Annotated in this window: 18 protein-coding genes; 6 read left to right on the plus strand and 12 right to left on the minus strand. The window is 64.9% G+C overall.

What is annotated here, in order from left to right:
* The first annotated feature begins 182 nt into the window (after positions 1–182).
* Positions 183–1,169, plus strand: a complete 987-nt coding sequence (locus RFA01S_RS03095) for an alpha/beta hydrolase (RefSeq protein WP_027494666.1) — start codon at positions 183–185, stop codon at positions 1,167–1,169.
* A gap of 24 nt (positions 1,170–1,193) precedes the next feature.
* Here RFA01S_RS03095 and hglS read toward each other — a convergent pair whose 3' ends face one another.
* Positions 1,194–2,579 (minus strand): 2-oxoadipate dioxygenase/decarboxylase, encoded by a 1,386-nt coding sequence (gene hglS, locus RFA01S_RS03100; RefSeq protein ID WP_152530354.1) that lies wholly within the window; start codon positions 2,577–2,579, stop codon positions 1,194–1,196.
* A 184-nt stretch (positions 2,580–2,763) separates the two neighbouring features.
* Here hglS and styD point away from each other — a divergent pair, with 184 nt between their 5' ends.
* Both styD and RFA01S_RS03110 read left to right on the plus strand, forming a co-directional pair.
* Positions 2,764–4,248, plus strand: coding sequence for a phenylacetaldehyde dehydrogenase StyD (gene styD / locus RFA01S_RS03105; RefSeq protein ID WP_032408526.1), 1,485 nt, complete (start codon positions 2,764–2,766; stop codon positions 4,246–4,248).
* Between the two features lie 40 nt (positions 4,249–4,288).
* Positions 4,289–5,818, plus strand: coding sequence for a GMC family oxidoreductase (locus RFA01S_RS03110; RefSeq protein ID WP_032408381.1), 1,530 nt, complete (start codon positions 4,289–4,291; stop codon positions 5,816–5,818).
* A 30-nt stretch (positions 5,819–5,848) separates the two neighbouring features.
* Here RFA01S_RS03110 and RFA01S_RS03115 read toward each other — a convergent pair whose 3' ends face one another.
* From RFA01S_RS03115 to RFA01S_RS03165, 11 genes are all read right to left on the minus strand, one after another.
* Complete coding sequence (locus tag RFA01S_RS03115; RefSeq protein WP_032392877.1) at positions 5,849–6,754, minus strand: AraC-like ligand-binding domain-containing protein; 906 nt, start codon at positions 6,752–6,754, stop codon at positions 5,849–5,851.
* A gap of 1 nt (position 6,755) precedes the next feature.
* Entirely contained in the window at positions 6,756–8,063 is a 1,308-nt protein-coding gene (paaK, locus tag RFA01S_RS03120; protein ID WP_027494661.1) for a phenylacetate--CoA ligase PaaK, read from the minus strand.
* Between the two features lie 18 nt (positions 8,064–8,081).
* Positions 8,082–9,176 carry a 1,2-phenylacetyl-CoA epoxidase subunit PaaE gene (gene paaE, locus RFA01S_RS03125; RefSeq protein ID WP_032408382.1) on the minus strand — a complete coding sequence of 365 codons (1,095 nt, stop codon included), beginning with the start codon at positions 9,174–9,176 and terminating at the stop codon, positions 8,082–8,084.
* The gene (gene paaD, locus RFA01S_RS03130; protein WP_052055184.1) at positions 9,176–9,637 is read right to left on the minus strand and encodes a 1,2-phenylacetyl-CoA epoxidase subunit PaaD; all 462 of its coding nucleotides are present in this window, start codon (positions 9,635–9,637) and stop codon (positions 9,176–9,178) included. The genes paaE and paaD overlap by 1 nt, the downstream gene beginning before the upstream one ends.
* Before the next feature lie 41 nt (positions 9,638–9,678).
* The gene (gene paaC, locus RFA01S_RS03135) at positions 9,679–10,596 is read right to left on the minus strand and encodes a 1,2-phenylacetyl-CoA epoxidase subunit PaaC (RefSeq protein WP_027494658.1); all 918 of its coding nucleotides are present in this window, start codon (positions 10,594–10,596) and stop codon (positions 9,679–9,681) included.
* A 28-nt stretch (positions 10,597–10,624) separates the two neighbouring features.
* A complete protein-coding gene (gene paaB / locus RFA01S_RS03140; protein WP_032373518.1) occupies positions 10,625–11,002 on the minus strand; it encodes a 1,2-phenylacetyl-CoA epoxidase subunit PaaB in 378 nt (125 codons plus the stop codon).
* Positions 10,999–11,946 carry a 1,2-phenylacetyl-CoA epoxidase subunit PaaA gene (gene paaA / locus RFA01S_RS03145; RefSeq protein WP_027494656.1) on the minus strand — a complete coding sequence of 316 codons (948 nt, stop codon included), beginning with the start codon at positions 11,944–11,946 and terminating at the stop codon, positions 10,999–11,001. The genes paaB and paaA overlap by 4 nt, the downstream gene beginning before the upstream one ends.
* Before the next feature lie 120 nt (positions 11,947–12,066).
* Positions 12,067–12,837 (minus strand): enoyl-CoA hydratase/isomerase family protein, encoded by a 771-nt coding sequence (locus RFA01S_RS03150; protein ID WP_032367844.1) that lies wholly within the window; start codon positions 12,835–12,837, stop codon positions 12,067–12,069.
* On the minus strand, positions 12,834–13,685 hold the full coding sequence (locus tag RFA01S_RS03155) for a 3-hydroxyacyl-CoA dehydrogenase family protein (protein WP_032408383.1): 852 nt from the start codon (positions 13,683–13,685) through the stop codon (positions 12,834–12,836). Before RFA01S_RS03155 ends, RFA01S_RS03150 begins: the two co-directional genes overlap by 4 nt.
* Entirely contained in the window at positions 13,682–14,404 is a 723-nt protein-coding gene (locus RFA01S_RS03160; RefSeq protein ID WP_032408384.1) for an enoyl-CoA hydratase/isomerase family protein, read from the minus strand. Before RFA01S_RS03160 ends, RFA01S_RS03155 begins: the two co-directional genes overlap by 4 nt.
* The gene (locus RFA01S_RS03165; RefSeq protein ID WP_032408385.1) at positions 14,401–15,600 is read right to left on the minus strand and encodes a thiolase family protein; all 1,200 of its coding nucleotides are present in this window, start codon (positions 15,598–15,600) and stop codon (positions 14,401–14,403) included. The genes RFA01S_RS03160 and RFA01S_RS03165 overlap by 4 nt, the downstream gene beginning before the upstream one ends.
* A gap of 110 nt (positions 15,601–15,710) precedes the next feature.
* Here RFA01S_RS03165 and RFA01S_RS03170 point away from each other — a divergent pair, with 110 nt between their 5' ends.
* The 3 genes from RFA01S_RS03170 to RFA01S_RS03180 all read left to right on the plus strand — a co-directional run bounded on the left by RFA01S_RS03170 (position 15,711) and on the right by RFA01S_RS03180 (position 18,740).
* Complete coding sequence (locus RFA01S_RS03170) at positions 15,711–16,322, plus strand: TetR/AcrR family transcriptional regulator (RefSeq protein WP_032408527.1); 612 nt, start codon at positions 15,711–15,713, stop codon at positions 16,320–16,322.
* 76 nt (positions 16,323–16,398) lie between these two features.
* Positions 16,399–18,426 carry a phenylacetic acid degradation bifunctional protein PaaZ gene (gene paaZ / locus RFA01S_RS03175; RefSeq protein WP_032408386.1) on the plus strand — a complete coding sequence of 676 codons (2,028 nt, stop codon included), beginning with the start codon at positions 16,399–16,401 and terminating at the stop codon, positions 18,424–18,426.
* Positions 18,423–18,740 (plus strand): EthD family reductase, encoded by a 318-nt coding sequence (locus tag RFA01S_RS03180; protein WP_032408387.1) that lies wholly within the window; start codon positions 18,423–18,425, stop codon positions 18,738–18,740. The genes paaZ and RFA01S_RS03180 overlap by 4 nt, the downstream gene beginning before the upstream one ends.
* Positions 18,741–18,744: the final 4 nt, after the last annotated feature.

Genomic DNA, 18,744 nt, shown 5'->3' on the forward strand with positions numbered 1-18,744 from the left:
GCACGAATTGTTCGTGTGCGACTCAAAGGGCGAAAAAGGGCGGAGGTACAGGTTCGCCACCTCGATCGGGTATCGAGTCTGCGTCAGTGGTGAAAGTTTGCCCACAACGTGTTACCGGGCGCGCAATTGTGCAATGCTGCACCTCGATTCACCCTTACCGTGATAATCCCGAGAGGATCGCCATGCGTCGCCGACGCATCTCCACCACTGTCTTCGTCGCAGCGTTGTCCCTGTCGATCGCCTCGGGAGGTATCGCATCCGCCGAGCCGGCTGCCCCCTCCGCCCGCATCGTCGACACCGTCCTGACATCCGACACGCTGCGCACGCTGAAGGTCGACTCACCCGCTATGGGGGCCGTCGTCGAAGTGCAGGTGCTCACACCCGCGGCGAAAAGCGGACCGCGTCCGACGCTGTACATGCTCAGCGGCATCGGCGAAGAGGATCCGCACAACAGCATGTGGTTGCGGAAGGGGCAGGCAGCGGAGTTCTTCGCCGACAAGAACGTCAACGTCGTCCTGCCGTTGGCCGGGCCAGGAAGCTTCTACACCGACTGGCAGCGCGACGACCCGAAACTCGGCCGCTACCAGTGGGAAACGTTTCTCACCGAGGAACTGCCTCCGCTGATCGATGCGGCCGTGGACGGCAACGGCCGCAACGCGATAGCGGGACTGTCGATGGGCGCACAATCGGCGATGATGCTCGCCGCACGTAACCCGGATGTGTACTCCGGCGTGGCGTCGTACAGCGGCTGCTTCGCGTCCGCCGAGCCGTTGGGCCAGGCCAGTATTCGAGCCATCGTCGGGGCATTCGGCGGCAATGCCGACAACATGTGGGGCGGACCCTTCGATCCTGCGTGGGCCGAACATGATTCGGTGGCCAACGCCGAAAGTCTGCGCGGTACCGATGTCTACGTGTCGGTGGGAACCGGAGCACCCGGACGACACGAAAGCTTCGACACGGCAGCGGGATGGGACAGGGTGGTGGTCGGTGGCCTCATCGAGGTCGGGTCGAACTACTGCACACACCGACTTGCGGATCGGCTCGGCCAGTTGAACATTCCTGCAACGTTCGACTTCACCGAGACCGGAACGCACTCGTGGCCGTACTGGGTGGAGCAGCTACCGAAGAGTTGGCCGACCCTCGCCGGATCCCTCGGTATCTCGGGCTGACACTCGGTATCTCGGGCCGATTGCTCAGTGGGTCCATGGGCAGTCGAGAGGCTTCGTCAGGCCGAGGTGCTTCTCGACTCGCGTCACCGACTCGTCTCGGAGACGGCCGTAGATCCGGTACGGGTCGTGCAGGGTCCGTCCCAGAACGCTTTCCATCGCCTCCGCATCGAAGGCTGCCGCGGTGTTGTCGGAATTGCGGGTGCCGTCGGATTCGAGATTGGACCTGAAGATGCCCGCCGCCGACTTGGGCAGGAAGTCCTCGTACACGATCGGGTCGGCCGCGAGAACACCCGACCTGACCAGATCGACGAGGCCACCGTCCCGGTCTGCAGCGGACGGGTTGGTCCCGGTGACTCGAAAGGTGAAGTAGGCGAGGTCTTCTGCCATCCACTGTGTCTCGTCGTCCGGCACCAGCGACGACCACAGTGCGGACGCGTCCTCAGGTTCCTCGGTATCGAGTCGATCCAGATACTCGTCGTAGCGACGTCGTCCGAGTGCGGTAGCTGCCGCGCCCCTGGCTTCGACCTCGCCGAACCGCACCCGCAGATGGCCGGGTTCGACGTTGCCGTTCTCGTCGAGAAACATCCGCTGCTCGTCCAGCGCTCGGAACGACGTCTGGCGCAACAACAATCCAGGACCGGACGTACGAGGAGGCCCCTGGATGGTGTCGATCATTGCCACCCCGCGCTCTCCCATACGGCGATGCAGAAGATCGATGTCCAGAACCCTCGGTGTCAGATGATTGATGTGGGTGGAGGAGACACCACCGATGTCGGCGGCCACCGCCGAGACTGCCTCGAGTTCGCGATACCACGCTCTGTCGACAGGGTCGGTCGACAACGCGAACGCCGCCGTCGCGAGGTCCAGAAAGGTAGCGGACTCCTCCGCTGCGAGGCCGTTGCCCCTCTCGCACGTGGCTGCCAGCTCGAGCAGTAGCGGAGGGAACAGTGTTCTGCGGTCGAGGAATTCCGTCAGGCGACGGCCGAGATCCGGGTCGAAGAACCGTCGATCCGACGCCACCAGCATCGAGGTGAAGATCCGGAACGGGTTGATCGCCAGCTCGGCCGGATCGATCGGCCGGAACGCTGTCGACACCACCGGAATCGAACTCGACGCAGTGTCACGCAGATCGTAGAAACCCACCGGATACATTCCCATGGCACCGAATATCAGTGCTACCTGCGACATCTCACGTGCATTGCCGACACGAATCGCCCCGTGTCGCTCGGCGGTGACGCGATCGATGGAGCCGAAACGTTCCGCATCGGCACCCACGTTGCGCATCGTCTCGGCATTGATCGACGCGGTGACATCCAACAGCGTCGTGTACGCGGGAACCTCCCGCCCGTACAGAGCCGACAGACGAAGGGCGAACTGCGCTCGCAATTGCGTCGGTGTCACGTTCACCACCTCATACTGCGCCTTTCGGTGCCGACACGGAACCCGTTCGGCTGTCTGCTGCCTTCTCGCGACTGTGCGCATCTACCGCACAATGTGTGCGCGATCACACAAGACCGGCACGTTCGCCCGGGAGCAGTCTGGAGCAGACATGCGAGAGGTGCCTGCACACGGCACCGAGAAGGAGCGAAAACACATGACCGCAGTACAGGAATCGGCCGCACCGTCGCTGCCGACCGGCACCGCCACCGAGCTCTACATCGCGGGGCAGTGGCACGGCGCATCCGACGCAGGCACGTTCACCGACATCGATCCGACGACGGAACAACCCCTGGCGGAGATTGCCGCAGCCACCGCGTCGGACGTGGACGCAGCAGTGCGTGCGGCCCGTGCCCAGCTCGGCGGCGAGTGGGGTGCAACGCCCGGAGCGGTCCGCGGACAGCTCCTCAATCGAGTTGCGGACCTGATCGAGCGGGACGGGGACCTGCTGGCGACGTTGGAGGCCCTCGACGTCGGGAAGCCCGTCGGGCAGCCGGCCATGCTCGACATACCCAATGCCGCAGCGACGTTCCGGCACTTCGCCGGGTGGGCCGACAAGATCACCGGAAGTTCCATCCCCACTGCGGGATACTTCGGTCAGCCCACGCACTCCTACACCGTGCGTGAGCCCGTCGGCGTGATCGGCATGATCGTCCCCTGGAACACACCGTTGATGATCGCCGCGTGGAAGCTGGCCCCGGCACTGGCCGCCGGAAACACGATGGTGGTCAAGCCGCCGGAGGATGCGCCGCTGTCGATTCTGCATCTCGCTCGACTCATCGCCGAGGCCGGAATCCCGGCGGGGGTGGTCAATGTCGTTCCAGGACTGGGCGATGTGACCGGTGACGCTCTGGTCGGTCATCCTGATGTCGACAAGATCAGCTTCACCGGCAGCCCTCGAGTCGGCAAGCTCATCGCGAAGAAGGCCGCCGACACGTTCAAGAGGACGACGCTCGAGCTCGGCGGCAAGTCTCCGCAGATCATTCTCCAGGACGCGGACCTGGAGGCCGCGATCAACGGCACCGCGATGGGCCTGTTCTTCAACCAGGGACAGGTGTGCGCCGCCGGTACCCGTGTGCTGGTGCACCGTTCGCTGTACTCCCAGGTGGTGGACGGATTGTCGGCGGCTGCGTCCGCACAAGTTCTCGGCGACCCGTTCGATCCGTCGACGACGATGGGTGCGCTCGTCAACGCGACCCAACGCGACAGTGTGCTCGGCTACATCCAGGCCGGACGCGACGGCGGGGCTCGTGTGGCCGCTGGTGGCGGTCGACCCGACCGCGCCGGTTTCTTCGTCGAGCCGACCATCTTCGCCGATGCGAACAACGACATGAAGATCGCCCAGGAGGAGATATTCGGGCCCGTCGGAACGGTCATCCCGTTCGATACGGCGGACGAGGCCATCACGATCGCCAACGCGACGACATACGGTCTGGCCGCGTCGATCTGGACTCGTGACGTGTCGCGAGCGCATTCGTTGGCCGGGCGGGTTCGATCCGGCGCGGTGTGGGTGAACGGATGGGCGGCCATCGATCCCGCCCTGCCGTGGGGTGGCATGAAATCGAGTGGCACGGGACGGGAATTGGGTTGGGCTGGAATAGAAGCCAACACCGAAGAGAAGGTCGTCACCGTAGTTCTGTAGCCCGACTCCCGCGTGCAGCAACGAAACAGCAAGGACTGACATGCCGAAGAAATCGACCGACTACCTCGTCGTCGGAGCAGGATCAGCAGGAAGCGTCATCGCCAGGAGGCTCCTCGACGCAGGCCACACCGTCCACGTCATCGAGGCCGGTCCCGTGGACACCGATCCGGCGATCCACTCACCGCAGGGCTGGCCGACGCTGTTGGGCGGACCGCAGGACTGGGGACTGTTCACCACCCCGCAGAAGCACGCCAACGATCGGCGAATCTTCTGGCCACGCGGACGCGTTCTCGGTGGCAGCTCGTCCCTCAACGGAATGATCTACGTACGTGGGCATTCCAGCGATTACGACGGGTGGGCATCGGCCAGCGGCGACGCCGGATGGTCGTGGGAGAACGTGCTGCCGCTGTTCAAGCGTTCGGAGTCACACGAACTCGGTGCCAACGAGTTTCACGGCGGCGACGGGCCACTGCCGGTGTCGATCATGGGTACCCCGCACCCCTTGGCGGCGGCGTTCGTCGACGCGGCCGTCGAACATGGTCACAAACTGATCGACGACTTCAACGCCGACGAGATGGTCGGTGCCGGCTACAACCACACCACCACGCGCGACGGTGAGCGGATGAGCGCCTGGAAGAGCTTCGTCGGCCCGGTGCTCGACAATCCCGACTTGACGGTGACCACCGGTGCTCTCGTGCACCGAGTGGTGCTCGAGAACGGCCGAGCGGTGGGCATCGAATACAGCCGCGGAGATGGCGAGCTGGAGCGAGCGTTCGCCGATCACGAGGTCATCCTGTGCGGCGGAGCCCTCGGCTCTCCGAAGACCCTGCTGCTCAGTGGAATCGGGCCGTCCAGACATTTGGCTGAACTGGGAATCGACACCGTCGTCGACCTGCCGGGCGTCGGCGAGAACCTGCACGACCATTTGCTGCTCAGCAACATCTACGAGTCCCTCGAGCCGCTCGCAGCCGGTACCAACAACCTGCTCGAAGCGCAGCTGTACGCCCGCAGTACCGGATGGGCCGGCGCTGCACCCGATTTGCAGCCCCTGTTCATGCACATCCCCTACCCCGCCGACGGATACCCGGTGCCGGAGAACGGCTACACGATCGCTCCGGGAATCGTGGCTCCGCGTTCACGCGGCACGCTGCGATTGGCGTCCTCGGATCCGAATGAATTGCCGCTGGCGGATCCGAACATCCTGGCCGATCCGTACGACCTCGAAGCGATGGTCGACGCGGTGGAGATCTGCCGGGAGATCGGTGCCTCCGATGTCTTCGCGCCGTGGCGTAAAGCGGAGGTGGTACCGGGACCGAGCGCCCGCACCCGCGACGACCTGCGGGCGTACGTCCGACAGACTGCCGGTACGTACCACCACCAGGTCGGAACCTGCAAGATGGGAGCCGAGTCGGACTCCGATGCCGTTGTCGGAGCCGACCTTCGGGTCCGCGGGGTCGATGGATTGCGGGTGGCGGACGCGTCGATCATGCCCACGGTGCCGTCGGGCAACACCAACGCGCCGTCCATCATGGTCGGTGAGCGGGCCTCGGATCTGATCCTCGGAAAGTAGTTCGTGGTCGGGTGAGGGCGGCGTGCGCTCTCACCCGGCGCGGTACTCCCGCGGCGACATGCCGTACGTCTCCTTGAACAGCTTCGAGAAGTTCGAGGAATCGATCAAACCGTGACGCGCACAGACGGTTCCGATACTGTCTGCGGCGAAACGAGGGTCACGCAGGTCGCGGTGGCACCTCTCCAGACGCCTGGATCTGATCCAGCCGGCCACCGTGCGACCGTCCTGCTCGAAGAGCTTCTGCAAGTAACGCGTCGAAATATGCAGGTGCGCAGCGAGAGACGCCGTGGACAGTGTCGGATCGGACAGCTGAGATTCGACGAGACTCTTGGCCTCGATCAGGAGTGTGGATCCCGGCGCATCGTGGGGAGCCGCGTCGTCGAGAGCGGCGCAGAGCAAATCGAGGACGGCGTTCTCGAGCATCGGTGTCGTCGGCAATGTGCCGTCGGCGGCGTTGCGACGCAAATTGAACAGGAACGGCGACACCAGCGCGCCGACGCCGTGATCGCCCTCGATGCGACGCGCGGCAACGGTCGTCAAGTCACGGGAATCGATGCGGAGCGCGTCGCGTGGAAACATCACCACGAACATCTCGAAGTCCCCGGCGAAGTGCAGATCGTAAGGGGCACTGGTGTCGTAGACCGCGAAGTCGCCAGGATGGAGCACGGCCTCGCGCTCGTTCTGGACGATCGTGCCGCACCCCGTCAGTTGCAGACCCACCTTGATCGATCCGGGGTCGGACCGCCGGATGGTCGCGCGTGTGCGCCTGACGTCGACCTCCCGGCCGGTCACCTCGCTCAGTTGCAGCGCCCCGAGCGTCGACGACACCAGCGTGCCCTGGAACGACGACGGCCCGGTGGACACAGCGTCGAGCGGCACGAACGCCGTCGAGACGTTCTCGCGCCATTGCTCGAAATCCTGTGCCACCGGGCTCATGTCATACGGTCGGACGGTTGTCGATCAGACGACGGGCCTTACCGATGGAACGCTCGAGGGCCGCCGGTGCAACGACGTCGACCGCGACGCTGACGCCGATCCGGTCCTTGACCAGCTTCTTCAGCGTTGCTGCGGCAATCGGATGCGTGTCGAGCGCGGCATCGGGTCGGGCTTCGACGAGGACGGTCAGTGAGTCCATGCGTCCGGCTCGCTCGAGCACGCACTGGAACTGCGGTGCCAGAACGGGAACCGTCAGGATCAGCTCCTCGATCTGCGTCGGGAAGAGATTGACTCCGCGCAGAATGATCATGTCGTCGGTGCGGCCGGTGACCTTCTGCATCCGACGCATCGTGCGAGCCGTGCCCGGTAGCAGTCGCGTCAGATCGCGCGTGCGGTAGCGGATGATCGGCATCGCTTCCTTGGACAGGGACGTGAACACCAATTCACCCTCCTCGCCGTCGGGCAGAACCTCGCCGGTCACCGGGTCGATGACCTCCGGGTAGAAATGATCCTCCCAGATGTGAAGTCCGTCCTTGGTTTCGACGCATTCCATCGCGACGCCCGGTCCCATGACCTCGGACAGGCCGTAGATGTCGACGGCGTCCATGTCGAGAGTCTTCTCGATCTCCTTGCGCATCTCCTCGGTCCAGGGCTCAGCGCCGAAGACGCCGGTTTTCAGCGAGGTCTTCGCCGGGTCGATGCCCTTCTTGACCATCGCGTCGACAATCGTGAGCATGTACGACGGCGTGACCATGATGGCGTCGGGCTCGAAGTCCTCGATGAGCTGGATCTGACGATCGGTCATGCCACCGGACATCGGAATCACCGTGCAGCCCAGTCGTTCTGCGCCGTAGTGCGCGCCGAGTCCGCCCGTGAAGAGACCGTAGCCGTAGGCCACGTGCACCTTGTCCGAGGGCTTGACACCACCGGCCCGAAGGCTGCGCGCGATGAGGTCGGCCCAGTTGCTGATGTCGTTCGCGGTGTATCCGACGACGGTGGGACGGCCGGTGGTGCCCGAGGACGCGTGGATGCGCGAGACCTTGTCCTGCGGCACCGCGAACATGCCGAACGGGTAGTTCTCCCGCAGGTCCTTCTTGGCGGTGAACGGGAACTTCGCCAGATCCGACAGATCTTTCAGATCGGTCGGATGCACCCCGGCGTCGTCGAATGCCTTCGTGTAGTGCGGAACGTTGTCGTACGCGTGCTGCAGCGACCATCGCAGGCGCTCCAACTGCAGCGTGGAAATGCGGTCCCGAGAGGCGAACTCGATGTCGGGGGTATCGGTGGGGGCGGACAGCACACTGGTCATGATCGGTCTCTCGTGGTCTCAGGCGTCGAAGTCGACGGTGACGGTGTCGCTGAGTGGGAAGGTTTGGCAGGTGAGCACGAAGCCGGCATCGACCTCGTTGTCTTCCAATGCATAGTTACGACGCATGTCGACCTCTCCGAAGGTCACCTTCGCGCGGCAGGTGCCGCACACTCCGCCCTTGCATGCGAAGGGGAGGTCCGAGCGCAGCTGCTCGGCCGAATCGAGAATCGACTCGTCCTGCGGCAAAGCGCCTTTCACCTCGCGGCCATCGAGGATGATCGTGACCTCACTGCTGGGGCCGGTGATACCGGGCTCGCGGTGCTGCTCCTGCGGCGGCGGTACGTCGTCGACGTAGAACAGTTCGTGGTGAATGCTGCTCTTCGCGACGCCGAGTTCCTTCAGAACGTCCTGGGCATCGTTCACCATCCCGAACGGACCGCACAACCAGAAGTGGTCGATGTCCGGGGTTGCGACGACGGTGTCGAGTATCTCGCGTAGCCGGCCGGCATCGAGCCTGCCGCTGAACAATTCGACTTCCCGTGGCTCGCGAGACAGCACGTGAATGACGTCGAATCGACTGCCGTACTGATCCTTCAGGTCGGCGATCTCCTCGGCGAACATCACCGTTCGCGTCCGTCGATTGCCGTACAGCAGAACCACTTCGGAGTCGGGATTCGCCAGAACGGACGCCGCAATCGACAACATCGGGGTGATACCGGAACCGGCGGCGATGAGCACGTGCCTGCCGGCCTGGGCCGGATCGGCGTGAAAGGTGCCGCTCGGGCCCTGCACGTCGATGCGGTCGCCTGCTTTGACGTCGTGAACGAGCCAGGAGGAGAACAGACCGTCGGACACCTCACGGACACCGACGCGGGGACGCGCACCCGCCGGGGCGCAGATGGAGTAGGAGCGGCGGTGCTGGACGCCGTCGACGGTGCGGCTGAGCATCAGTGACTGGCCCGGTCGAAAGTCGAACTCTTCGCGCAATTCTTCCGGGACGTCGAACGTGACGGCAACGGCGTCGTCGCAGAGCGATTCCACGTCGGCAACGGTCAGTGAATGAAAAGGTTTGTTGCGTACATTCTTCTGAACGGGCTCGGCGGTGACGGTCATCAGATTTCCTTCACGTGGTCGAAGGGCTCCAGGCAGTCGTCGCACCGGTACTGGGCTTTGCAGAGGGTGGCGCCGAACTCGGACGTGAGCCGGGTGTTGCGCGAGCTGCACTGCGGGCAGGTGAGCTGACGGGGTTTGACGGTCAAGGTCAGCGGCACCGGGCCGGATGTACGTTCCGGGGCCGGACCCGGAGTGGAGTAGCCGGTCTCGCGCAGCTTGCGCAGGCCCTCCTCGGAGATCCAGTCGGTACTCCATGCCGGCGTCAGGCTGGTGACGATCTCGACATCCGCGTAGCCGTGGTCCTGAAGCTTGTGAGCGATGTCGTCCCGCATCGTCGCCATGGCGGGGCAGCCGGAGTACGTCGGAGTGATCGTGACGAGCACGCTGCCGTTCTCGCGTACCTCGACGTCGCGCAGGACGCCGAGGTCGTCGAGGGTGAGCAGCGGCATCTCCGGATCCATGACGGTAGCTGCGATTTCGCGTGCGGTTCGTTGAAGTGTGGTCACCAGACTCCCTCCGGATGGGCCCTCGCCACGACCTGCATCTCGGCGATCAGTGGACCGAAGGCCTCGGTGTGAATGCCGCGACGACCACCGCGGCCGCCGATGGTGCCCACGGACTTGCCCTCGGGTGCCTCCAGCTCCGCGGCGTGCAGCACCTGTGCGAGAACCGAATCGAACTCGTCGCGAACATCGCGAGGGTCGACGGCGACACCGACCTTCGCGAGTGCGATCTCCTCGTCCGTCGGGATGAACAATTCCGAGACGTACGGCCAGATCCGAGTCACGGCGTCGCGGACGCGTCGCTTCGATTCGTCCGTGCCGCAGCCCAGGGTGACGACCCAGCGTGCCGCGTAATCGCGATGGTACGTCAGCTCTTTGACGCCCTTGTTCGCAACTGCGGCAAGGACGGGATCACGGGATTCCTGCAGGCGGGTGAAGACGGCGAGCCGCCACGTCGAGAACACCAGCAGCCGAACCAGCGACTTCGCGAAGTCGCCGTTGTCGAGCTCGGTGAGCCGAACGTTGCGGAAGTCGGCCTCGTCGCGAAAGAACGCCAGCGCATCCTCGGCGGGTGCGGGTGAAGTGTCCGAGATGAACGGCACCACCGTCGGATCGGCTTTCGCGGCGCGGGCCAGTAGCAGCCGGGCCTGGCCGAGGAGATCGAGGCCGACGTTCGCCAGCGCCACCTCTTCTTCCAGTTCCGGTGCGCGAGTGCTCCATTCGGCGAGGCGCTGGGAGCTGATCAGCGCATCGTCACCGAGCATGAGGCAGTACGCGGCAAGGGCTTTCAGGTCGACGTCGTCGGGAACGGTGGTATCGACGCCGGCGAGTGGGTCGTCGAAACTCGTCCCGAATGCCCACTGCCCGTGCGAGTCCTCGTCGACGAGGCCCTCGTAGGCGCTGTCGTGATCGGTCATGAGTGCTTGTCCTCTGGGAGTGTGGGTCTCACATGTGGGGAACGTTGTCGGGGATCTCGTAGAACGTCGGGTGGCGGTAGACCTTGTCGCCACTCGGCGCAAAGAACGGATCCTTCTCCGACGGTGAGGACGCGACGATCGAGTTGGACGGAACCACCCAGATGCTGACGCCTTCGTTGCGGCGGGTGTAGACGTCGCGAGCATGCCGCAGGGCCATGTGGTCGTCGGCGGCGTGGAGTGATCCGACGTGTACGTGGTTCAGGCCGCGCTTGCCGCGGAGGAACACCTCGTACAACGGCCAATCGGCTTTGACCGCTTCCCTTTTCGGCTCGACCGGAACACCCTCGGTGGGCACTGCGCCGTGGCCGCCCTCGGCGGTGAACTGGGCCTCTTCAGGGCGTGTCATGATGCTGCGTTCCTTTCGGCGAATGCGGTTGCGGCCTCACGGACCCAGGCTCCGCCGTCGTGGGCTGCTCGACGGTTCGCGATGCGCTCGACGTTGGAGGCGCCGTTGCCCTTGATCACCTGCATGAATTCGGACCAGTCGGGCTCACCGAAATCGTGTGACTTGCGCTCCTCGTTCCACTTCAGGTCGGGGTCGGGGAACGTGACTCCGAGTGCCTTCGCCTGCGGGATCGACATGTCGACGAAGCGTTGGCGCAGTTCGTCGTTGGTGTGGCGCTTGATGCCCCACTTCATGGACTGCTCGGTGTTGGGGGACTCGTCGTCCGGCGGGCCGAACATCATCAGTGCCGGCCACCACCATCGGTTGACGGATTCCTGGACCATGGCACGCTGTTCGTCGGTGCCGCGCATCATCGTGGCCAGCAGCTCGTAGCCCTGACGCTGGTGGAAGGATTCTTCCTTGCAGACACGGATCATCGCGCGCGCGTAGGGCCCGAAGCTGCTGCGGCACAGCGGAACCTGGTTGCAGATCGCTGCGCCGTCGACCAGCCAGCCGATGGTGCCCACGTCGGCGTACGTCAGGGTGGGGTAGTTGAAGATCGAGGAGTACTTCTGCTTGCCCTCGATGAGCTTGACCGTCAGGTCGGCGCGGTCCGCTCCGAGGGTTTCGGCAGCAGAGTAGAGGTAGAGGCCGTGACCGGCTTCGTCCTGCACCTTGGCCATCAGGATCGCCTTGCGGCGCAACGACGGTGCGCGGGTGAGCCAGTTGCCCTCCGGCTGCATGCCGATGATCTCGGAGTGCGCATGCTGGGCGATCTGGCGGATGAGCGACTTGCGGTAGCCGTCCGGCATCCAGTCGCGGGGCTCGACGCGCTGCTCGTGGGCAATGGTCTCGTCGAACCCGTCCTGCAGCGTTTCGGTGGACAGGGTGTTTGACGTGGTCATAAGTCCTACTTTCATTACCGAATGATCGGTTGGTAACCAGTATGCATCGAAGTGACCCCGGGCACAAGAGCGGCTTCGCCGCACGTGCGTGAAAGTTCGTAGCAGGGGTCGAGTTTCCACTCACATGCCGACGAAGGAGGCTCTCTTCTTCGCGAGGAAAGCATCGACGGCGGCCTTGTGGTCGGCGGTCTGTCCCAGAGCGGTCTGCGCCTGCGCCTCGCGGTCCAGGGCGTCGGACAGTCCGGACCGCGCGATCAGTGATTTGACCTGCTTGTACGCCAGGGTGGGTCCCGCAGCGAGCGTTGTGGCCAGCGTGCGCGCGGTCTCGAGAACGTCGGCATCGTCGACGACGCGATGCACCAGACCCCAGTCGAGAGCCTGCGCAGCGGTGACCTTGTCTCCGAGCAGCATCAGTCCCGCGGCCCGGCTCGCGCCCAGTGCGTCGACCAACGTGTAGCTCAACCCCGAGTCGCTGGCCAATCCGATGCCGGTGAACGCCGTGGCGAACGACGACTTGGTGCCGGCGACGCGGATGTCTCCGGCGAGTGCGATCCCGAGACCCGCACCGACACACGCGCCGGGGATGGCCACGACGATCGGCACCTCGAGCGCTGCGAGCCCTCGGATGACCGGGTTGTAATGCTCACCGACGGTATCCATCGCCGTGGCCGGGTCGGCTTCGAGCGCGGTGACGTGCTCGCCGAGGTCCTGGCCGACGCAGAAGTTCTTGCCCTCCGCGGTGATGAGCACCGCGCGCACACTGGGTGCGGCGGCGTTCTGCACTGCAGACATCAGGCCGACTTTCGTCATGACGTCGAGGGCGTTGTGTGCCTCGGAGCGCGCGAGGGTGATGGTCGCCAGGCCGTCGGTGACGTCGAACCGTACCGTCATGCGTTCGTCCAATCGTGAAAGCCGCGACCGGACTTGCGTCCGATGTCGCCGCGAGCAACCATGTCTCGCAACAACTGCGGGGGAGTGAACCTGTCGCCGAGGGTCGACGCCAGGTGTTCTGCGATGGCGAGCCGAACGTCCAACCCGACAAGGTCGGTGGACCGCAACGGCCCCATCGGATGCTTGTAGCCGAGTTCCACGGCGCGGTCGATCGATTCGGCGTCGGCGACGCCTTCCTCCAACATCCGGATGGCCTCGAGCCCGAGGCAGACGCCGAGCCGCGAGGTCGCGAAGCCGGGGGAGTCGTTGACAAGAACCTCGGTTTTGCCGAGCAGCGACACCCACTGTTGCACTCGCTGCACGACGTCTGCAGAGGTGGCCGGGGCGCGCACGATCTCGACGAGGGTCGACGCCGGAACCGGGTTGAAGAAGTGCATCCCGATGAAGCGGCTCGGATCGCTCAATGCTGCGCCGAGTTCCGCGATGGAGATCGAGCTCGTGTTCGACGCGATGACCGTGTCGGGCCCGGCGATCTTGTCGACGAGAGCCAGTACCTCGACCTTGAGCGACGGAATCTCGGGCACCGCTTCGACCACCAGGTCCAGGTCGGCAGGAAGATCCGAGGGGCCGGCGACGGTGGAGACCCGGGCGAGAATCGCAGCGGGGTCCTCGCCGAGCTTGCCGCGCTCGTGCGCCCGGTCCAGCCCGGTCGAGACTCGTCCGAGGGCTGCAGTCTGGTCGGCTGCTTCGGCGATGACGACGCTCGAGCCGAGGGCCGCGAACACCTGGGCAATACCTGCACCCATGCGGCCACCACCGACAACAGCTACTTTCACAGGAACTGTCATTTCTTCTTCTCCAGAAATGCCGTCATCCGGCGTTGTTTGTCTTCGGTCTCGAACAGAACAGCCTGCGCGATGTCGTCGGCCCACGGGTGCGAACCGGGTGCATCGAGAATCCTTTTCGTCAGCTTCAGGGCCAGTGGGGCTTGTCTCGCAATGCGATCCGCGAGGGAATGCGCTGCAGTCAACGGCTCGTCGACGACGTCCAGCACCAGGCCGCACCGAAGTGCCACCTCTGCGTCCAGTGTCCGGCCACCGAGAAGCACCTGCTTCGCTACGGACACGCCCACCAGCGTCGGTAACCGGTAGCTGGCCCCGGCGGCAGCCATGATGCCCAGTCCCGGTTCGGGATTGCCGAACACGGCCGTCGGCGACGCGATGCGAATGTCGCAGGCGTAGGACAGTTCGGCTCCGCCGCCGAGCGCGTATCCGCGGACGGCTGCAATCGTCGGCAGGGGGAGTGCGGCGATGCGATCGAACAGGTTTCGGTTGATGCCGCGCAGTGCGTCGTCGCGAGTGCGGGCCCGCAACTGGTTGATGTCGGCACCGCCGGCAAAATGCTCGCCTGCTCCGGTCAGGATCACGATCCTGGGATCCTGCTCCACGAGCGCGCACACCTCGTGCAGCTCGCCGATCATGTCGGAATCGATCGCATTGCGCTGCTTCTCGCGACTCAGGGTGACAACAACGCGGTCCGCTAATTCCTCCACGACAAGCGTATTCACGGTGCCTCGATCAACATCGACACGCCTTGCCCGACGCCGACGCACAGTGTCGCGAGCCCACGGGAGGCCTTCTCGCGTTCCATCCGGCCCAACAGCGTCAACAGAATTCGAGCACCCGACGAGCCGAGAGGGTGTCCGAGGGCGATGGCCCCGCCGTCGGCATTGACGATGTTCTCGTCGAGCTTCAGCTGGCGGATGACGCCGAGGGACTGTGCGGCGAAGGCCTCGTTGAGTTCGACGGCACCGAGGTCGTCGATCGACCATCCCGCGCGAGTGAGCGCCTTCTGCGTGGACGGGACCGGCCCGAGTCCCATGATGTGGGGCGCGATGCCGGCGCTCGCGCTGGTGACGATGCGTCCGCGCATCTCGAGGCCATACTTGTTCACGGCTTCTTCCGAGGCCACCACCAATGCCGATGCCCCGTCTGTGAATGGCGACGAGGTGCCGGCGGTGACGATGCCGTCCTTGCGGAAGACGGTCTTCAGGGTGCCGAGCTTGTTCAGAGTGGTTCCGCGGCGCGGCGTCTCGTCCTCGGTGACATCGCCGTTCTTGGTCGTGACGGGCACGATCTCGTCGGCGAAGCGTCCGGCATCCTGGGCGGCGACGGCACGCTGCTGACTGCGGAAGGCGAAGGCGTCGGACTCTTCACGGGTGATGCCCTCGCTGAGCGCGACCTCTTCGGCGGTCTCGCCCATCGACAGGGTGATCTTGGGGTCGGTGCCCGCGTCGTGCGCTGCGAAGGTCGGGTTGGTGAATCGCCAGCCGAGGGAGGTATCGAAGATCTCGCCGGGCTTGGCCCACGCCGTCCCGGGCTTGGCCATGACCCATGGCGCGCGCGTCATGGACTCGACGCCACCGGCGACGATGATGTCGGCCTCACCGCTGCGAATGGTGCTCGCGGCGTTGGCCACTGCGGTCAGTCCGCTCGCGCACAGGCGATTGACGGTATATCCCGGCACCGACTGGGGCAGACCTGCGAGCAGAACCGCCATTCTGGCCACATCGCGATTGTCCTCGCCTGCCTGGTTGGCCGCACCCAGAATCACCTCGTCGATTCGATCGACGGGTACGCCCGCTCTGCGGACCGCTTCGGCCACGACCAGCCCGGCGAGATCGTCGGGGCGCACCGAGGCCAGGGCACCGCCGTAGCGCCCGTGCGGGGTACGTGCGCCGGCCACGAGAAATACTTCGCCCACTTCGAAACTCCTTCGTCGGTTGCGTCATTAATAACCGAACATTCGGTCGTTTGGCAAGGTCTGCTGCCCGTGGTGCTGTGGAATCGTCCGCCGACTGCGAAGATGTGGCAATGACAACCGCACGCGTGCCGCGCAAGACCGGACAGCCAGGGCGGCCGGGATACGACCTGGATTCCCTCTTGGCCGTGGCGGTCAAGGTCTTCAACGACCGTGGGTACGACGGCACCAGCATGGAGATTCTGGCGAAGCGGCTCGGTATCACCAAGTCGTCGATCTACCACCACGTATCGGGCAAGTCCGAGTTGCTCGAACTCGCGCTGTCGCGGGCTCTCAATGCGCTGTTCGCCGTGACGACCGAGGATCGGGCGACCACCGGGCGGTACATCGACCGGCTCGAATACCTGGTGCGTCGCAGCGTCGACATCTTGTGCGCGGAGTTGCCCTACGTGACGCTGCTGCTGCGGGTGCGGGGCAACACCGACGTCGAGCGGCGCGCTCTCGCCCGCAGGCGCGAATTCGACACGTTCGTCACCGGGCTCGTCGTCGCCGCCGCCGAGGAGGGCGACCTGCGTCCCGGTGTCGACCCGGCTCTGGCGTCCAAGCTCGTCTTCGGCACGGTCAACTCGCTCATCGAGTGGTACCGCCCGCGCACCGGCGGATCCGTCGAGGAATTGGCCGACGCCGTGGTCGCGCTGACCTTCGACGGCTTGCGCCGCACGTAGCAACGCAAGTCTTGACTTCTCGGCGTTCGGCGGCGATGGTAATTACCGACCGAACGTACGGTGAGATGGAGGCGTTGTGAGCAGACTTCTGGAAAGCTATGCCCAGGGCACGTGGTATTCCGCGACCGACGAGGGAACGCCGCTGATGAGCGCCGTCGACGGCAGTGAGATCGCCCGGGTGTCGTCCAGTGGTCTCGACGTCGCAGGCATGGTCGACTACGCCCGCACCGTCGGAGGGCCCGCGCTCGCAGCCCTGACGTTCCACGAGCGTGCAGCCCTGCTCAAGCAACTGGGGCTGACGCTGCTGGCCGGCAAGGAGGAGTTCTACCAACTCTCCCGGCACACCGGAGCCACCACCCGCGATTCCGGCGTGGACATCGACGGCGGTTTCGGCACCGTGCTGAGCTATGCGAGCAAGGCTCGACGTGAACTCCCCAACGAGACGGTCTACCTCGACGGCGCCATCGAGCAGCTCGGCAAGAAGGGCACTTTCCTCGGTCAGCACATCTACACCTCCCGGCGCGGCGTCGCCGTGCAGATCAACGCGTACAACTTCCCCGTCTGGGGCTTCCTCGAAAAGCTGGCACCCGCGTTCATCGCGGGCGTGCCCTCGATCGTCAAGCCCGCCAGTCAAACTGCGTACCTGACCGAGCTTGTCTTCCGTCGGATCATCGAGTCGGGGTTGCTGCCCGAGGGGTCGGTTCAGTTGCTGTGTGGCAGTGCCCGCGGTGTCCTCGACCACCTCGGCGGCCAGGACTCGGTGGCCTTCACCGGATCGGCCGATACCGCTGCAACCCTGCGCTCACACCCCAACGTCGTCGGCGAGGGACTCCATTTCACGGCGGAAGCCGATTCTCTCAACGCGTCCATCCTGGGTTCCGATGTGTCACAGAGTGATCCGGAGTTCGATCTGTTCGTCAAAGGTGTCTTCACCGAGATGACATCCAAAGCCGGCCAGAAGTGCACGGCCATCCGCCGCGTGCTGGTGCCGCAGGACTCGGTCGAACCCGTCATCGAGGCGCTCAAGGCCAAGCTCGACAAGGTCGTCGTCGGTGACCCGCAGGACGACGGCGTCACCATGGGTGCACTCGCCAGCATCGACCAGCGCGACGAGGTCCTCAAATCCATTCGTGGACTGATCAAGTCAGCCACCGTCGTCTTCGGTGATCCCGAGACCGTGGATTCACGGCCCGGTGCCTTCATGGCACCGGTCCTGTTAAAGGCCGGCGACAAGAGCGCACCCGAACCGCACGAGATCGAGGCATTCGGGCCCGTCTCCACCGTCATCGGTTACGACAGCACCGCAGACCTGCTCGACCTCGTCGCCCGCGGAAAGGGCTCTCTGGTCGCATCTCTGGTGACCAAAGATTCGGCCATCGCGCGCGAGATCGTCCTGGGCATCGCTCCGTACCACGGGCGCATCCTGGTCCTGAATTCCGAGGACGCCAAGGAATCGACCGGTCACGGTTCGCCGCTACCGGTACTGGTGCACGGCGGACCCGGCCGCGCAGGCGGTGGTGAAGAACTCGGCGGTATCCGCGGCGTCCTGCACCACATGCAGCGCACCGCAATTCAGGGAACCCCGGACGTTCTGACGGCCATCGGCAACAAGTGGGTGACCGGCGCGAAGCAGACGACCGGCGACGTGCACCCGTTCCGCAAGAACCTGGGCGAGCTGAAACTGGGCGACACCATCATCGGTGGCCCACGACAGGTCACCCGCGCCGACATCGATCACTTCGCGGAATTCACCGGCGACACCTTCTATGCACACACCGATCCCGAAGCGGCAGCCGCCAATCCACTGTTCGGCGGCATTGTCGCGCACGGTTACCTGGTGGTTTCGCTGGCCGCAGGGTTGTTCGTCGACCCGGCCCCTGGCCCCGTCCTGGCGAACTTCGGCGTCGACAGTCTGCGCTTCCTGACGCCGGTCAAGGCCGAGGATTCGTTGACTGTGACGCTGACCGCCAAGCTCATCACTCCGCGTCAGAGTGCCGATTACGGCGAGGTGCGGTGGGATGCAGTGGTCGTCAACCAGGACGGCGATCCCGTAGCAACCTACGACGTGCTCACCCTGGTCGCGAAGCCCGAGGCCGCGTCATGAGCGTACGAGTAGCCGTCTGTTACGGGATGCCCGAGGACACTGCCGCATTCGATCGTCACTACGCAGAGGTGCACGTGCCCCTCGCGCGTGCAGTCCCCGGTTTGGTCGATTTCACCTGGGGCACCCTCGATTCGCTCGCCGATTCACCGCCGCCGTACTACGCGATCGCCAGCCTGTACTTCGCGGACGAGGCGTCGCTGAAGGCAGGATTGGCTTCGCTCGAGATGAAAGCGGCAGGCAAGGACCTGCGGAACTTCGCAACCGGCGGCGTCACAATGTTCACCCAGAACGAGCAGTCGGTGCTGCAGCCGTGAGCGA

The sequence above is a fragment of the Rhodococcoides fascians NBRC 12155 = LMG 3623 genome (genome assembly GCF_001894785.1).
Lineage (GTDB): Bacteria > Actinomycetota > Actinomycetes > Mycobacteriales > Mycobacteriaceae > Rhodococcoides > Rhodococcoides fascians.

Bases quoted from the DNA above. Each gene is read 5' to 3' on its own strand.
- RFA01S_RS03095 (WP_027494666.1), top strand. From the start codon at position 183: ATGCGTCGCCGACGCATCTCCACCACTGTCTTCGTCGCAGCGTTGTCC.
- styD (WP_032408526.1), top strand. From the start codon at position 2,764: ATGACCGCAGTACAGGAATCGGCCGCACCGTCGCTGCCGACCGGCACC.
- RFA01S_RS03110 (WP_032408381.1), top strand. From the start codon at position 4,289: ATGCCGAAGAAATCGACCGACTACCTCGTCGTCGGAGCAGGATCAGCA.
- RFA01S_RS03115 (WP_032392877.1), bottom strand. From the start codon at position 6,754: ATGAGCCCGGTGGCACAGGATTTCGAGCAATGGCGCGAGAACGTCTCG.
- paaK (WP_027494661.1), bottom strand. From the start codon at position 8,063: ATGACCAGTGTGCTGTCCGCCCCCACCGATACCCCCGACATCGAGTTC.
- paaE (WP_032408382.1), bottom strand. From the start codon at position 9,176: ATGACCGTCACCGCCGAGCCCGTTCAGAAGAATGTACGCAACAAACCT.
- paaD (WP_052055184.1), bottom strand. From the start codon at position 9,637: ATGGATCCGGAGATGCCGCTGCTCACCCTCGACGACCTCGGCGTCCTG.
- paaC (WP_027494658.1), bottom strand. From the start codon at position 10,596: ATGACCGATCACGACAGCGCCTACGAGGGCCTCGTCGACGAGGACTCG.
- paaB (WP_032373518.1), bottom strand. From the start codon at position 11,002: ATGACACGCCCTGAAGAGGCCCAGTTCACCGCCGAGGGCGGCCACGGC.
- paaA (WP_027494656.1), bottom strand. From the start codon at position 11,946: ATGACCACGTCAAACACCCTGTCCACCGAAACGCTGCAGGACGGGTTC.
- RFA01S_RS03150 (WP_032367844.1), bottom strand. From the start codon at position 12,837: ATGACGGTACGGTTCGACGTCACCGACGGCCTGGCGACCATCACCCTC.
- RFA01S_RS03155 (WP_032408383.1), bottom strand. From the start codon at position 13,685: ATGACAGTTCCTGTGAAAGTAGCTGTTGTCGGTGGTGGCCGCATGGGT.
- RFA01S_RS03170 (WP_032408527.1), top strand. From the start codon at position 15,711: ATGACAACCGCACGCGTGCCGCGCAAGACCGGACAGCCAGGGCGGCCG.
- RFA01S_RS03180 (WP_032408387.1), top strand. From the start codon at position 18,423: ATGAGCGTACGAGTAGCCGTCTGTTACGGGATGCCCGAGGACACTGCC.